A 14,119-nucleotide genomic window follows, 5' to 3' on the forward strand; every position below is an offset into this window, starting at 1 on the left:
CATCCGGGAGAGGAAAATGCAGTCCGGGCATTGACTAAAAAGGTCCCCGCATCGCTATTTTTCAGTAAGTTACAGAATTGCAGTCGAGCGATATCCGAGCGAAAATTCCGCAGATGGCTGAGAAACCCAAATCCGAGCTGCCCATTGTGGCGTTCAGCAACCAAAAAGCCTGGGAGGGGTGGCTGAAGGCAAATCATCGAACCTCGTCTGGAACCTGGATGCAGTTGGCGAAAAAGGCCTCTGACACACCTTCAATCACGTATGCCGAGGCCATTGAGACCTCCCTCTGCTATGGCTGGATCGATGGGCAGAAACGGAGCCTCAACTCCGAGGCGTGGCTGCAGAAGTTCACTCCTCGCGGGCGCAAGAGTATCTGGTCAAAGATCAACCGCGAAAAAGCTCTCGCTCTCATCGAATGCGGCAAGATGAAGGCCGCCGGTATGGCAGAAGTAGAACGCGCGAAGCAAGACGGACGATGGGAGCAAGCCTATGATTCACCCGCCAGAGCCGCTGTTCCTGCGGACCTACAGGCGGCTCTGAACAAGAACCCTAAGGCAAAAGCCTTTTTCGCGACGTTGGAAGGTCGCAATCGCTACGCCATCCTCTGGCGCGTGCAAACCGCAAAAAAGGCGGAAACACGGGCCAGACGAATCACACTCTTTGTAGAAATGCTCGAACGAGGCGAGAAGATCCATCCCTGAGTCGTGTTTTCAGACCAGAACTATTCTACTTCCTGCTTCGCCCGGTACCCGTCGCGAGCAATGATGTCGTACTTCAAAGGCTTGTGCTTCTCATCCTGCATCCGCAATGGATGACCTTCATTGTCGACCAGCTCGACGCGCAGCGTCCGCTGGTGAAGATGTGTCGGCACTCGTTGTACATTGGGTTTGGCTCCCCCCTATATTTTTCGTAAATTCTTCTTTTTGCTGGTGGTTAGGGTGCGTTCTGCGCGGTCTTTTTTACCCGATTCCTGAGAGCGTGTTTATTGGGGCGATGGTGTCATCCCATGTCTTTTCAAGACATGGGGCACCCGGCTTATATATGGTGCGCGCTGCGCGCGGTCTTCTTAGACCCACCCTACGTTCTCGAAAAGACGAGAACGTAGAATGGGGCACCCGTTTTCTTGCCTGATCGTGGCTTGTGGCTCTCCCGTACGTTTTGGCTAAATTCTTCAGATGATTTGGGTTACTGGCTCGCGTGAGGCGGTGGAAAACCCGGGGCTAAAGCCCCTTTGACTGCAGGTTTTGTTTCACCGGGCTAAAGCCCGGTGCTTCTACCCGCGCTTCGTACTTGCTCAAGATGCATTTTGCCTAAAACACGAAAGCCCGCCATCTCTGGCGGGCTTTTTTCTCTCTATATCCAGTTTAGCAATTTGGATGGTAATAGTACGCCAATTTGCCTGCGCTTTTTTCGCTTTGGAATGTGCGGGTTGGAAGATTTCTTGCTGATCATCCTCTTGACAAAGTAGAAGCGGGGAAAAGCCCGGGGCTGAAGCCCCTCTTTGCGGAGGTCCTAACGCGGGGCTGAAGCCCCGCTCTTTCACCGCCGTCCTGCTGCGCAGGACAAACGGTCCAACTCCAACCTCAGTCAACGGGATCACCATTGATTTCTTTTACTCAGGGGGCTTGACCAAAATGCCATCGAAGCTGTACAGCGATATAAATTTCAGCCAGCGACCTATCAAGGCAAGCCCGTCCCGGTTGAAGTAAACGTAGAAGTCAATTTTCTTGTTTATTGAAGTTCGCAGATGACTGAAGGTCATTGAGGGTTGCGGCCTGCGCTCATCGCATGGATTCTTCGGCGGATTGCGCCTCAGAATGACGGACCGATGAAAATGGTTCGTTGACGGTCACAGCAGCTTTTGTGCGGCTTCGTGCAGCTTGGCTGCTTCGGTTGGCTTGCCCATACTGATCAGGATTTGTGCGTGGAAGTTCAGGATGGAGCTGAGGATGCGTGAGTCGAAGCTCTTTTGTTGCGGGGTGCGTGGGACGTCGAAGGTGGCCCATTCGAGATCTTCGGCTTTGGCCAGATCCTGATCGGCTCCTTGCGGGTTGCCGGTGAGCGCGCGGGCTTGTCCGCGCAGCCCGTAGGCGACGGCCTTGTCGGAGATTGGGATGAAGCCGAGATTGGAAGCAGCGATGGCTTTCTCGGCATAGGTGAGCGCTTCTTTCGGACGCTTGTCGAGCAGCAGAGCGGATGCGTAGTAGTTGTACGCGGCCACTTTTTTGCTGTCGTTGCGCGGCAGGGATAAGCCGTCGGCTGCTTCTGCTGCCCGCTGACATGTGGCGAGAGCGTTGAGGTTGGATTTGGCGGCGGAGTCGGCTGCGCATTTCTCGAGCAGAGGCACGATCCGGCGGTAGGCTTTCGCGTCGGGGTCATTGGTGAGGTTGCTGAAGGCGGCGTATCGGAGAGTGAACCATGCGCAGACAGGCTGCCCATTCTTCACGAAGGGATAAAGGCTGATGTGTTTGGCGGCGTTGGCGTAGAGGTCGATCAGGCCGGGTGGTCCGCTCAGGGGCTTGATGGAGAGGACATGACCGTTCATGTCCACGTCGGCCCGAAAGGCGACATCCCCTGAGACGCGCTGGTTCACGACGGTTGCCACGGTTTCATTTCCATCCTGAACGGAGACAGGGCGAGACTTTACATGGAGCCACGCGATGGTCTCGTCTACTTCGATCGGAGCGGCGGTGCAGGGATTGGCTTGCGCTTTCGCGTCGAGACAAGTGAGAAACAACAGCAGCCATAGGGAACTGAAGCCTATTGCGTCGCGTAAACGCGTCTGAGGCTGCATTGGGGAAATGTACCTGTATTTATGCCTGCGTGTATAGCGGTTCGTGTTTTGCGTCGGGGCGCGGAGCTACACTCTCTGGCACAGGGTTCGGGAGAAGACACGATGAATCGAGAACTGGCTTTGAAGATTGTGCTGGGCGTGGTGGGCGTGGTGTTCCTGGCGTTGGTGTACCCCATGGTTGTTTTTGTGAGGCAGGAGCCGGCATTGTCGATGATGCTGAGCCTTTACGTTACGCTTGGCATCTTCCTGCTGCTGGCTATTCGCAATCCGTCGGCGCATCGCAGCCTGATTGCGTTCACGGCGTGGTCGAGCTTTGCGCATGCTGCTCTTATGGGGACGCAGGCGCTGTGCAACATGATTGCGCATGGGGAGCTGATCGGCGTAGGCGTTCTCATTGTTATCGGCATTACGTTGATTGCGCTGGCACCGGCGGCGAGTTCGTCGCGAAGCGCTGTTTATCAGGCGCATTGACGCGTAGGTGCGGTCTTTCGCTCATGTTCGCTATTCCTCGCGGAGGAGGCGTGCCGGGTCGACGTTTTGAGCTCGGCGTGCGGGGACGAAGGTTGCCAGCATTCCTAATAGCAGCATGGTGAGGACGACTCCGCCTAGTACGACGGGATCGTGTGGGGTGGCCTGGTAGACGATGTGGCTCAGGACTCCGCTGATGAGGACGCCGAGAACGAGTCCGGCGATGGAGCCTCCTACGAGCAGGTATACGGGGCGTGCCAAGGCGGCGCGCATGAGCTGTACGGGCTGCGCACCGAGGGCTATGCGGATGCCGAGTTCCTTCATGCGCTTGGTGACGCTGTAGGAGGCCATGCCGAAGATTCCGGTGACGGCGAGCATGGCTGCGAGCAGGCCCATGATGCCGAGAGCGGCGGTGGCGGCGCGCGCCGGGAAGAGCGCAAACTGCATGCCCTGATTCCATGAGTTGATGTGGTAGGGAAGGCTTGGGTCGATTTGGGCAATGAGGCGCTGCAGGGATGGCGCGATCTGCGTGCGGAGCATCTGCGAGCGGACGACGAGGGTGAAGTCGCTGTGCGTGGCTTGTGACAGCGGAAAGAACATGGCGGCCTTAGGATCTTCAGCGAGGATGAAATATTTGCCATCTTCGACGACGCCGATGATTTCGTAGAGAGTTTTGTCGGTCCTTCTGAAATGCTGGCCGATGGCGGATTTATTTCCGAAGAACTTGTGGGCGAAGGTGGCGTTGACGATGGCGACGTTCGGGGAGTTTTTGTCGTCGTGCCAGGTGAAATCGCGGCCTTCGAGCAGACGCGTCTGGGCGGTCTGGAAGTAGCCGGGAGCGGCAGAGTAGTACTGCGCGTCGATGACGCCGTTGGATTCGCGGAAGTCGGTGGTGTCGGGACGATAGACGAAGGAGTCGGCGCTGTTGAGGCCGAGGGGGACGTCGTTGATCATGCTGACGGAGAGCACGCCGGGAATCTGCTGGGCTTGCTCGATCATGCGCTTTTCAAGAGCGACGGATTGATCGTCGGAGTAGCCTGCCATGCCCGTGTCGCTGTCGAGGAGCGTGACGTTGTCGGGATTGAAGCCGAAGTTGGCGTGCAGCGAGTGCGCCATTCCGCGCAGGGCGACGAGCGATGCGGTGACGAGCAGGGTGCAGATGGTGATCTGCGTGGCGAGGAGGATGTCGCGCAGGGTGAGGCGGCGAAAGACGGCGACGGCAGCGGGGCCGGTCTTCATGGCCTGGGCGGCGTCGATCTTCCAGATCTGGCGCGCGGGGAGCAGGCCGAAGAGAATGCCGCTGGCCAGCGAGAGAAGCAGAGCGACTGCGTAGACGACGGGGTCGGGCGCGACGATGACGTGGATGGGGACCTGCACGATGGGCTGCCATTGGCTAAGGAGACGCAGCAGGAATGCGGCGATCAAAGTGCCGACGGCTCCGCCGAGGAGTGCGACGATGATGGACTCGGTGAGAAGTTGGCGGATCATGTTCCAGCGGCTGGAGCCGATGGCGAGGCGGATGGCCATCTCACGGCCGCGGTCGGCAGCGCGGGCGGCAAAGATGCTGGCGAGGTTGGCGCAAGCGGCTATGAGAACGAGCAGGGCCATGAGCATGATCCCGGAGACGAAGGCTCGGGTCGGCGCGCCGAATCCATCGCCCAAGAGGCCGGGGCGAACGAGGCGGGCGTCGAGGTCGGCATCTTCGGGATGGATTTTGGCGAGCTGGCGGGCGATGGCGCTGAGGTTTTCTGTGGCCTGCGTGGAGGTGATGCCGGGCTTGAGGCGTCCGATGATGTAGATCTGGTGGTCGTTGCGGACGGACAGGAAGTCGCTGCCTTCGAGGTCAATTTCATTGACCATTGGGACCCAGAACTCGGGCCACCAGACCAGCTCTGTTCCGTGGAAACTTGCCGGCGCGACGCCGATGAGGGTGTAGGGATGCTTGTTGAGCTCGATGACGGCGCCGATGGCGTTGGGGTTGCCGTTGAGATGGGTGTGCCAGAAGCCATAGCTGACGACGACGAAGGGCGCGGAGCCAGGGCCATGCTCGTCGGAAGAATGGAAGAAGCGGCCTAGAACGGGCTGGATTCCCAGCGTGTCAAAGTAATTGCCGGAGGCGTTAAAGCCCCAGGACTGAAGGATGGTGGCCTGCTGTGACGCCGATGCGGGGATGGTGACGCCTGCGCCTTCGAAGCTGTAGGCGGCGAGTCCGCTGAAGGTGGTGTTCTTATCGCGGAAGTCGATGTAGTCGGGGTAGGACTGCGTGTCCCAGCCCGCGTTCTTGCGTGAGACCTGATAGACGTTGTGAGGCTGCGGAATGCTGAGCGGACGCAGGACGAGAGAATTGAGGACGCCGAAGACAATGACATTGGCGCCAACGCCGAGGGCCAGAGTGAGAATCGCGGTAAGGGCAAAACCGGGTGACTTGCGGAGCTGACGCAGGGAGAAACGGATGTCCTGTGTGAGCGAATGCATCGGGCGCACCTCTCAGAGCATTGGAGCATTTACTTTGCCAGTGTTTGAGGCGGGATCCGGTGGTTTTGAGGCTGATTTTATGGGCGTTAGTGCGTGGATTGCCGATCCCAGGTCTCAGAATCGAGACCTGGGGCACCCAGGCGTGTTCGGATTTGGGGAGAGGGTGTTCGGAAGCGAACACGGGCGTGCCGGTGCAGGCATCGCTGAGATTCTTCGCTGCGCTCAGAATGAGGAAACTTACTTCGCGCTAGCGGCGGAACTGGCGGCGCAGGGCCAGCAGGAACAGGGCGATCAGGGTTGACGTGAGAAGGAGTTCTAAGAGGGCTAAGGCTCGTCCCCAGGGATAAGCGGGCTGGTAGATGAGTTCTTTCTGGAAGCCGGCGACGGAGAGCGCGGTCATGAGGCTGTGGCCGAAGAAGGCTAGAGTGCCTATCCATGCCGGGCCTTTGTAGGCGCGGATGTAAGCGGAGAAATCGCTGTAGTTGAGTACCGGGAATGATGGTGGTGTGTTGGGGGTGTCAGGTTTGGTGAAGACCATGCCGGGGATGGGGAAGAGCAACGTGAAGACAGCGAGGATTGCGGCGAGCGCCAGCAAGGGGCGGACGTAGCTCTCGCCGTATTCGCTGGCGTAGCGATACCAGGCAACGAGGCCGAGGTTACGGTGCAACCAGCGTGCAAGGTTGTTCTTGCGTGGGCTGTGGAGGCGCTTCATCTCCATTTCGCCGTAGTGGAAGTCGCCGGCGGTCCAATAGTCCTGGCGGTTGTCGTAGTTCTTTTTGAGCTGCTGGTAGGTTTCGGCGATGAGGCCGTAGTCGCGCTCGTTGGGGTCGTCCGGACCGGGTGCGAGGTCACCTGCTGCTGAGAGATCGACCACCTCTTCGAAGAGTTGGTATTTGCCGTTTGGGCGTTTACGCCAATGAACGGATGAAAAGGTGAGGCGTGAAACGTCGCAGGTATAGAAGAGCGCTTGTCCCAGATATGTGCGGTAGAAAACGGCAGTTTCGGGAGCCATGAACTGAGCGAGAGAGAAGATGGGGCCGGGCAATGGTTCGCCGTCGTTCCGGAACTGCGTCTCGCGAAATTCGACGCCGGCATGGAAGACAGCTTCGTGGAAGATAACCGCCTTCTTGAAAGTTGTGTGCTCGAAGTCCACGTTTAGAGTGAAGTGAGCCCACATGAAGTCGGCTTCCTGCTCAAATGTGGCGACAGGGAAGAATGCTTCCTGAAGAAAGCCGGCATTGCCGAAATCTGCTTTCTTATTGAAGACGGCACGGGAAAAGACTGCTTTGCCCTCAAACTTTACGCTGCCGAAGGTGGCGTCAGCAGCGAACGAAGAGTTGTAGAAACCGGCTTCCTGCGCAAAGTGCGCCATCACGAAGGTGACTTCGTGCGCGAAGTCGGTGGCGAAGTGCGTGTCGCCTTTAAAGACTGCGCTGTGAAAGTTCGCCTTGGCTCCGAATTTGGCGCGGGTGAAGCTGGCTTCGTTTTCGAAGTGCGCGCTCTCGAAATCGGCACCATGTTCGAAGTTGGCGCTGTAGAAATTGGCCTCTTTCCAGAAGATTGCGTTCCTAAAAATGCACCTGGCGGGAAAAGCGCGGACCATGTACTGCGAGGTGGGGAAGACGAAGCGGGAGAAGTCGGCGATGCCTGTCACCATCGCGCTCGCGACGACGATGGTGTCGATTTCCTGCTGGAACTGCGTGTCGTCCTTGGCGGGATCGAGGGAGTGCATGAGACAAACGGGAATGGGATCATGCTGGGGCGCCGCGTGAAGCGGGCGTCCGCAGAATTTGTCTTCATGCATGAGCACCGGGCAGAGGGGCAGATGGGTGACGGGTGGGTCTTGCCACGCTGGGGACGGTTCGCTCATGTCGAGGGATTGTAGCAAATAGGGATGAGGCGATCGGGCGATGCTCGAATCCCAGGTCTCAGAAGCGAGACCTGGGGCACCCAGGCGTTTCTACTGCGGTGTCGGGGCCGGCGTTGGTGTTGCGGCGTTGAGATCGCGCTGGTCGAGAAGTTCGATGTCGAAGATGAGGTTGGCTTTGGGTGGAATCTGGCCGCGGCCTTGTTCGCCGTAGGCGAGTTGCCAGGGGATGAAGAGACGGCGCTTGCCGCCTACGTGCATACCTTCGAAGCCTTCGTCCCATCCAGGGATGACGCGGTGCATGCCTTGCGGGAATTCGAAGGGCTGACCGCGGTCGACGGAGGAGTCGAATTTGGTTCCGTCTTCAAGCCAGCCGGTGTAGTGGACTTTGTACATCATGTTTGGCCCCGCGAGGTCGCCGGCGCCGATGGTGATGTCCTGGTAGCGGAGGGCGAATTCGTATTTGACGGGGCCGGTTACGGCGGGGATGGTTTTGGGGACGACGGGTGCGGGGAGCGGCGGCGCGAAACGGACGGTCGTCGGCGGCGTGTGGTGGGTCGTGGTGGTTTTGGGCGGCGTTGTGGTTTGCGCGGATGCTGCGAAGCACACGAGGAGGGCGGCTGGAGTGAGGCTGAATCTGGACATGGAGTTCTCGTGCCATCTTCGCCGTCTGCGGCATTTATTTCAAGCGGTAGGGTCGGCTGGGTGTTTACGGCGGTGTGCCTTCGGCCTCAAATCTGATCAGGTTGTCGTCGATGAGTTCGGGTCGCTTCACAGTTGGTTTCGCTCCGGCCTACGGCAGTGAGGTGAGGGCCTTTCGGCCCTGTCTTTTTTCGGTGGGCTGAAGCCCACCGCTTCTACCCTTCTTTCAGTGACGATCGGAGAGCATCGGCTGCTCTTCCATTGCTGAGATTCTTTCCTTCGGCTTTGCTCAGGACAGGCTCTCCCGTTGGTCGTCAGAATGACGGTCGGGGGAAGTTGGTTGGTCGAATAACGGCAAGGGAGGATGATCGGTCGATGACGGTTTGGGGGGTGTGTGCGAATGAAGGCTGGGATAGAGTTGTGCTTTCCCACCCTATCGCAAAAGCGCGATAGGATGGGGTACCCGGCCGCGTCTTTTTCGGTGGGCATGCCCACCCGGTCTCAAGGTCGAAGCTGGCGCTGATGTTGTAGCGGAAGGTGCTGGCACCTGGGGCGGGCTTTTATCATATGGATTCTTCCTCCCTTTGGTCGTCAGAATGACGGAGTGGTAATTCGGACGGGATGGGGATGCGATCGTGCTTTCCCACCCTATCGCAAAAGCGCGATAGGATGGGGCACCCAGAATCTCACCTACCGAAATTTATCTTACTGGTGGGGGCGCTGCTCGGGGGTGATGGTTGGGGGTGGCACGTTGGCGAGCGCTGCCGGCGCTTCTTCTTTCAGTTCCGGCAGTGGACCTTCGAGGGCCAGTTGCAGGACTTCGTCCATCGAATCGACGAAGTTCAGCTTCATGGCGGACTTCAGGTTCTCGGGGAGGTCGGCGAGATCCTTCTGGTTGTCCTGCGGCAGGATGGCTTCGAAGATGCCGGCGCGGTGTGCTGCGAGCAGCTTTTCTTTGAGGCCGCCGATGGGCAGGACCTTTCCGCGCAGCGTGATTTCGCCAGTCATGGCGACGTCGCGGCGCACGGGGATCTTGGCGAGGGCGCTGGCGAGCGCTGTAGCCAGCGTGATGCCTGCCGATGGGCCGTCCTTGGGGATGGCGCCTTCAGGGACGTGGACATGGATGTCGATGTTGCGGTAGAAGTCGCGTGGCAGGCCGAGATGGGCGGCGCGGCTCCGGATGTAGGAGAGGGCGGCTTGCGCCGATTCCTGCATGACGTCGCCGAGCTGGCCGGTGAGTGTCAGCTTGCCTTTGCCGTCGAGCACCTGGACTTCGGCGGGGAGGATGCTGCCGCCGACTTCGGTCCATGCGAGACCCGTGACCAAGCCGATTTCGCTCTTCTCGTGAACCTGCGAATCGCGGAATCTGGGGACACCGAGGAAGTCGGCGATGTTAGCTGCGGTGATCTCTTCTTTGTGCTTTAAGCCGTTCTTGACTACGCGACGCACCACCTTGCGGCAGACGTTGCCGATTTCGCGTTCGAGATTGCGGACGCCGGCTTCGCGGGTATAGCTGCGGATGATTTCGACGATGGCGTCGTCGGTGAAGACGATGTTCTTGTCGGTGAGGCCGGTGTTTTCGCGCTGCTTCTTGACGAGGTACTGTTTCGCAATTTCGAGCTTCTCGGCTTCCGTATAGCCGTGGAGGCGCAGGATTTCCATGCGGTCCTGAAGCGGCGCGGGGATGGTGTGCAGGACGTTGGCGGTTGCGACGAAGAGGACTTCGGAGAGGTCGTATTCGACGTCGAGGTAGTGGTCCTGGAAAGTCGTGTTCTGTTCGGGGTCGAGGACTTCGAGCAACGCGGACGATGGGTCGCCGCGGAAGTCGGAGGCCATCTTGTCGACTTCGTCGAGCATGAAGACCGGGTTCTTGGTTCCGGCTTTCTTCATGGACTGGATGATCTGGCCAGGCAGCGCGCCGATGTAGGTGCGGCGGTGGCCGCGAATTTCGGCTTCATCGCGGACGCCGCCTAAGGACATGCGGACGAACTTGCGGCCTGTTGCCTTGGCGATGGACATGCCGAGCGAGGTTTTGCCGACGCCTGGAGGTCCAACGAAGCAGAGGATGGAACCTTTCGGATTCTTGACCAGCTGGCGTACGGCGAGGAATTCAAGGATGCGGTCCTTGATTTTTTCGAGGCCGTAATGATCTTCGTTGAGGACTTTTTCGGCGCGGTCGATCGAGCGCGTTTCCTTGGATTTCTTCTTCCACGGCACAGCCAGGAGCCAGTCGAGGTAATTGCGCGAGACGGTGGACTCGGCAGACATGGGCGGCATCGCTTCGAGCTTCTTGAGCTCCTGGATGGCCTTTTCCTGCACGTCCTTGGGCATGCCGGCGGTATCGATCTTCTTCTTCAGATCGTCGAACTCGTTCTTTTCGCCGCGGCCCAGCTCTTTCTGGATGGCCTTGATCTTTTCGTTGAGGTAGTACTCTTTTTGCGCGCGCTCCATCTGCCGCTTGACGCGGGACTGGATGCTGCGGTCCATGTTGAGCTTTTCGATTTCGACGTCAAGCACGTCGGCTACGCGCAGGAGGCGCTCAGCCGGGTCGAAGATGTCGAGGAGGTCTTGCTTCTCGGGGATTTCGAGCTGGAGGTTGGCGGCGATGGTGTCGGCGAGTTTTGCGGGTTCGTCGGTGCGGACGGCCGCGATCATGGTCTCGTAGTTGAGCGATTGCTGCAGCTTGACGTACTGCTCGAAGAGGGAAGTGACGCGCTGCGTGAGGGCTTCAATCTGCGGAGTGATTTCAAGGTCAGTCTTGCCGGTGCGGACAGTGGCGACGAAGAAGCCATCGGTGTCGTTGAGTTCGACAGCCTTGGCGCGCTCCAATCCTTCGACCAGCACCTTGATGTTGCCGTCGGGCATTTTGACGCTCTGGACGATGTTGCCGATGGTGCCTACGGAGTAAATGTCGTCGGACTTGGGCTCGTCGATGCGCGCGTCATGCTGCGTGGCGAGGAAAATCTTGCGGTCACCGTTGAGCGCTTCTTCAAGAGCGCGCACGCTGGACTCGCGGCCCACGACGAACGGGGTCATCATGTAGGGGAAGATCACCATGTCCCGGATCGGCATCATCGGGAGCTTGCGGAGATCGTTCCGGTCTTTTGTTTCTTTGGATTGGGTCACGTGGTCCTTCCAGTTCTACCTATTAGATGAACTGTAAACCATATGGACGCAGGTGGGAACTGAACGGGTGTGTTTTTGGTAACGTTGAAGTTCGCTCTCCTTTCGCTGCGCGAAAGGAATAAGTATTGAAACGGATCCCCGCGAACGGCTTGATGGCAAGACCTATTTTCTCTTTGTTTGTTGACTTTCCTTTGCTTTGCGAATTGCGTCGGCATCGGCAAGGTCCTGCGGACGCCCTGAAGCAAGCTTCGAGGCAATGAGGTCCTCGGCAGAAATGAAATTCGCTTTGAGGCCGGTGGCTGGGTCAATTACCACCTCAACGCGCCTCTCCCACGCCGCGTCAAAATCGATGCCCGGTATCTCGGGAAGAATGTCGAAGGCTCGCGGTTCGTGTCCGAATCGAAACAAGTTGCCGGGTTCGGTGAAATCTTCCGGGCGGATTTCCTGGAGTGGGGCTCCGAACGCGGCAAGCGCGGCGTAGAGCGCTTGTGCGTTGGCCAGATCGGCCTTTATGAAAAGATCCATGTCCTTCGTAAAGCGAGGCTGCGCGTGAAGGATTACCGCGAAGCCTCCTACCACAATGTATTTAACGCCATGGATATGGAATGCGGACAAAAGATCTTTGTGATCTTGGTACATCCGGCTCGATCTCCCAACCCTTGAGGGCGTAAGCGGTCTGGATTATTTCATCGAGAGCGTCCAGCCGCTCGTGTGGAGGCCGGCTTTGCCAGTAGCGATATTCGTCCGCCTTCATCTCGTCGAAGCTGGTGTACTTCCGTACGAATAGGGCATCCATGCGAGTACTAACCGGCCTTGTCGAGCAAGGTGATCGAGAGATCGCGTTTGCGGACCATTTCTGCGTTGATCTCCAACTCTTTGACTTTCTTGTTGCTCGGCAGGTGGTACATCAGGTCGAGCATCAGTTCTTCGAGGATCATGCGCAGGCCGCGCGCCCCGACTTTGCGGTGCAGGGCTTCCTGGGCGATAGCTTTTGAGGCTTCGTCATCGAAGAGGAGGCGGACGCCTTCGTATTCAAAAAGCTTTTGATACTGCTTGAGGATGGCGTTGCGGGGCTTGGTGAGGATTTCGACCAGAGCGACTTCGTCGAGTTCGTCGAGGATGCCGATGACGGGGAGGCGTCCGACAAATTCGGGGATGAGGCCGAATTTGATGAGGTCCTGTGGCTCGGCTTGACGGAGAAGCTCGGCGTCGCGCTGCAGACGGATGGAGCCGGGTTCGCCCTGCTCCGTTTCTGCCAGGGCTTTGAAACCGAGGGCTTTCTTGCCGACGCGGCGTCCGACTACACGCTCGAGTCCGACAAATGCGCCGCCGCAGATGAAGAGGATGTTGGTGGTGTCAACAGGCGTGAATTCCTGGTGCGGGTGCTTGCGGCCGCCCTGCGGAGGAACGTTGGCTACGGTGCCTTCGAGAATCTTAAGCAGGGCCTGCTGCACGCCTTCGCCGGAGACGTCACGGGTGATGGATGGGTTCTCGTCCTTGCGGCCGATCTTGTCGATTTCGTCGATGTAGATGATGCCGGTCTGGGCGCGGGCTACGTCACCGTCGGCAGCCTGCAGGAGCTTGAGGATGATGTTCTCGACGTCTTCGCCGACGTAGCCAGCTTCGGTGAGCGTGGTGGCGTCGACGATCGCAAAGGGGACATCGAGCATCTTGGCCAGCGTGTGCGCGAGCAGGGTTTTGCCGCTGCCGGTGGGGCCGACGAGCAGGATGTTCGATTTCGAAAGCTCAACGTCGTTTCCTCGCGTCCGGTTCATCTGGATGCGCTTGTAGTGGTTGTAGACGGCGACGGCGAGTTTCTTCTTGGTCTGGTCCTGCCCGATGACGTATTCGTCGAGGAAGGCACGGACTTCGAGAGGCTTGGGAAGATGCGCGGGTGCGGCACCGGTCTGCGCTTCACTGCGATCGTCTTCGAGGATCGAGTTGCAGACGGCGACGCATTCGTCGCAGATGTATGCGCGGGGGTAGTCGCTGGGTGAAGATATGAGTTTGGCTACTGAGTCCTGCGATTTATGGCAGAACGAGCAGCGAAGAGCGTCGTCAGATCCCGTGCGCGTTTTCATCGTTGGTGGTGCTCCAAGACAACTATTAGTCGGCGGCGATGAGTTTGGCGTCCGGCGCTTGCCCGGAGACTTCGTCAACGATGCCGTATTCTCTCGCTTGCGAGGCGTTCATGATAAAGTCGCGCTCTACGTCGCGTTCAATGCGTTCGAGAGTTTGCCCGGTGTGCTTCGACATGAGGTTGTTGGTGATCTCACGGATGCGCAGAATTTCGCGCGCGTGAATGTCGATATCAGTAGCCTGACCGGAGAGTCCGCCCATCGAGGGCTGGTGAATCAGAATGCGGGAGTTGGGCAGGGCAAAGCGTTTGCCTTTTGTGCCTGACATGAGGAGGAATGCACCCATGCTCGCCGCCTGACCGATGCAGTATGTCACCACATCATTCTTGATGTATTGCATTGTGTCATAGATTGCTAGTCCGGCGGTAATGGAACCACCCGGGGAGTTAATGTACAACTGGATATCCTTCTCCGGGTCTTCGGCGGAGAGGAAAAGCATCTGGGCAATGACAAGATTGGCGATCTGATCGTCGATCGGGGTTCCAAGGAAGATGATGTTGTCGCGCAGCAGACGGGAGTAGATATCGTAGGCGCGCTCGCCCCGGTTCGTCTGCTCAATGACCATTGGTACCAGTGCCATGCTTTGCTTCTCACTTCTCGGAGTCAGAG

11 protein-coding genes and 1 pseudogene are annotated in these 14,119 nt (G+C 58.4%); 3 read left to right on the forward strand and 9 right to left on the reverse strand.

Annotation, left to right across the window (positions count from 1 at the left end):
- Positions 1-113 precede the first annotated feature (113 nt).
- A complete protein-coding gene (locus H7849_RS07285) occupies positions 114-701 on the forward strand; it encodes a YdeI/OmpD-associated family protein (RefSeq protein ID WP_186745314.1) in 588 nt (195 codons plus the stop codon).
- A 20-nt stretch (positions 702-721) separates the two neighbouring features.
- Here H7849_RS07285 and H7849_RS07290 read toward each other — a convergent pair whose 3' ends face one another.
- Entirely contained in the window at positions 722-871 is a 150-nt protein-coding gene (locus H7849_RS07290; RefSeq protein WP_251106676.1) for a hypothetical protein, read from the reverse strand.
- A 765-nt stretch (positions 872-1,636) separates the two neighbouring features.
- On the opposite strand from H7849_RS07290, the pseudogene H7849_RS07295 reads away from it, so the two are divergent.
- Positions 1,637-1,738: pseudogene (locus tag H7849_RS07295) on the forward strand (energy transducer TonB); the annotation flags it as partial.
- 111 nt (positions 1,739-1,849) lie between these two features.
- Here the strand turns inward: H7849_RS07295 and H7849_RS07300 are convergent.
- Positions 1,850-2,794 (reverse strand): energy transducer TonB, encoded by a 945-nt coding sequence (locus H7849_RS07300; RefSeq protein ID WP_186745315.1) that lies wholly within the window; start codon positions 2,792-2,794, stop codon positions 1,850-1,852.
- A gap of 102 nt (positions 2,795-2,896) precedes the next feature.
- Here H7849_RS07300 and H7849_RS07305 point away from each other — a divergent pair, with 102 nt between their 5' ends.
- Positions 2,897-3,265 carry a DUF6632 domain-containing protein gene (locus H7849_RS07305; protein WP_186745317.1) on the forward strand — a complete coding sequence of 123 codons (369 nt, stop codon included), beginning with the start codon at positions 2,897-2,899 and terminating at the stop codon, positions 3,263-3,265.
- 30 nt (positions 3,266-3,295) lie between these two features.
- Here H7849_RS07305 and H7849_RS07310 read toward each other — a convergent pair whose 3' ends face one another.
- The 7 genes from H7849_RS07310 to clpP all read right to left on the reverse strand — a co-directional run bounded on the left by H7849_RS07310 (position 3,296) and on the right by clpP (position 14,117).
- The gene (locus tag H7849_RS07310; RefSeq protein ID WP_186745319.1) at positions 3,296-5,737 is read right to left on the reverse strand and encodes an ABC transporter permease; all 2,442 of its coding nucleotides are present in this window, start codon (positions 5,735-5,737) and stop codon (positions 3,296-3,298) included.
- Positions 5,738-5,984: 247 nt separating this feature from the next.
- On the reverse strand, positions 5,985-7,607 hold the full coding sequence (locus H7849_RS07315; protein ID WP_186745321.1) for a pentapeptide repeat-containing protein: 1,623 nt from the start codon (positions 7,605-7,607) through the stop codon (positions 5,985-5,987).
- A gap of 90 nt (positions 7,608-7,697) precedes the next feature.
- Positions 7,698-8,249 (reverse strand): FKBP-type peptidyl-prolyl cis-trans isomerase, encoded by a 552-nt coding sequence (locus H7849_RS27200; RefSeq protein WP_186745323.1) that lies wholly within the window; start codon positions 8,247-8,249, stop codon positions 7,698-7,700.
- A 702-nt stretch (positions 8,250-8,951) separates the two neighbouring features.
- Entirely contained in the window at positions 8,952-11,372 is a 2,421-nt protein-coding gene (gene lon, locus H7849_RS07325; RefSeq protein ID WP_285288935.1) for an endopeptidase La, read from the reverse strand.
- Positions 11,373-11,534: 162 nt separating this feature from the next.
- The gene (locus H7849_RS07330) at positions 11,535-12,011 is read right to left on the reverse strand and encodes a DUF6036 family nucleotidyltransferase (protein ID WP_186745325.1); all 477 of its coding nucleotides are present in this window, start codon (positions 12,009-12,011) and stop codon (positions 11,535-11,537) included.
- Between the two features lie 164 nt (positions 12,012-12,175).
- Entirely contained in the window at positions 12,176-13,453 is a 1,278-nt protein-coding gene (clpX, locus tag H7849_RS07335) for an ATP-dependent Clp protease ATP-binding subunit ClpX (protein ID WP_186745327.1), read from the reverse strand.
- A gap of 25 nt (positions 13,454-13,478) precedes the next feature.
- Positions 13,479-14,117, reverse strand: coding sequence for an ATP-dependent Clp endopeptidase proteolytic subunit ClpP (clpP, locus tag H7849_RS07340; RefSeq protein WP_285288960.1), 639 nt, complete (start codon positions 14,115-14,117; stop codon positions 13,479-13,481).
- Between the last annotated feature and the right edge of the window lie 2 nt (positions 14,118-14,119).

It is taken from the genome of Alloacidobacterium dinghuense, assembly GCF_014274465.1.
Taxonomy (GTDB): Bacteria; Acidobacteriota; Terriglobia; order Terriglobales; family Acidobacteriaceae; genus Alloacidobacterium; species Alloacidobacterium dinghuense.

Coding starts and splice junctions, on each gene's coding strand:
- H7849_RS07305 (WP_186745317.1), top strand. CDS start 2,897: ATGAATCGAGAACTGGCTTTGAAGATTGTGCTGGGCGTGGTGGGCGTG.
- H7849_RS07330 (WP_186745325.1), bottom strand. CDS start 12,011: ATGTACCAAGATCACAAAGATCTTTTGTCCGCATTCCATATCCATGGC.
- clpX (WP_186745327.1), bottom strand. CDS start 13,453: ATGAAAACGCGCACGGGATCTGACGACGCTCTTCGCTGCTCGTTCTGC.
- H7849_RS07285 (WP_186745314.1), top strand. CDS start 114: ATGGCTGAGAAACCCAAATCCGAGCTGCCCATTGTGGCGTTCAGCAAC.
- H7849_RS27200 (WP_186745323.1), bottom strand. CDS start 8,249: ATGTCCAGATTCAGCCTCACTCCAGCCGCCCTCCTCGTGTGCTTCGCA.
- H7849_RS07310 (WP_186745319.1), bottom strand. CDS start 5,737: ATGCATTCGCTCACACAGGACATCCGTTTCTCCCTGCGTCAGCTCCGC.
- H7849_RS07315 (WP_186745321.1), bottom strand. CDS start 7,607: ATGAGCGAACCGTCCCCAGCGTGGCAAGACCCACCCGTCACCCATCTG.
- H7849_RS07300 (WP_186745315.1), bottom strand. CDS start 2,794: ATGCAGCCTCAGACGCGTTTACGCGACGCAATAGGCTTCAGTTCCCTA.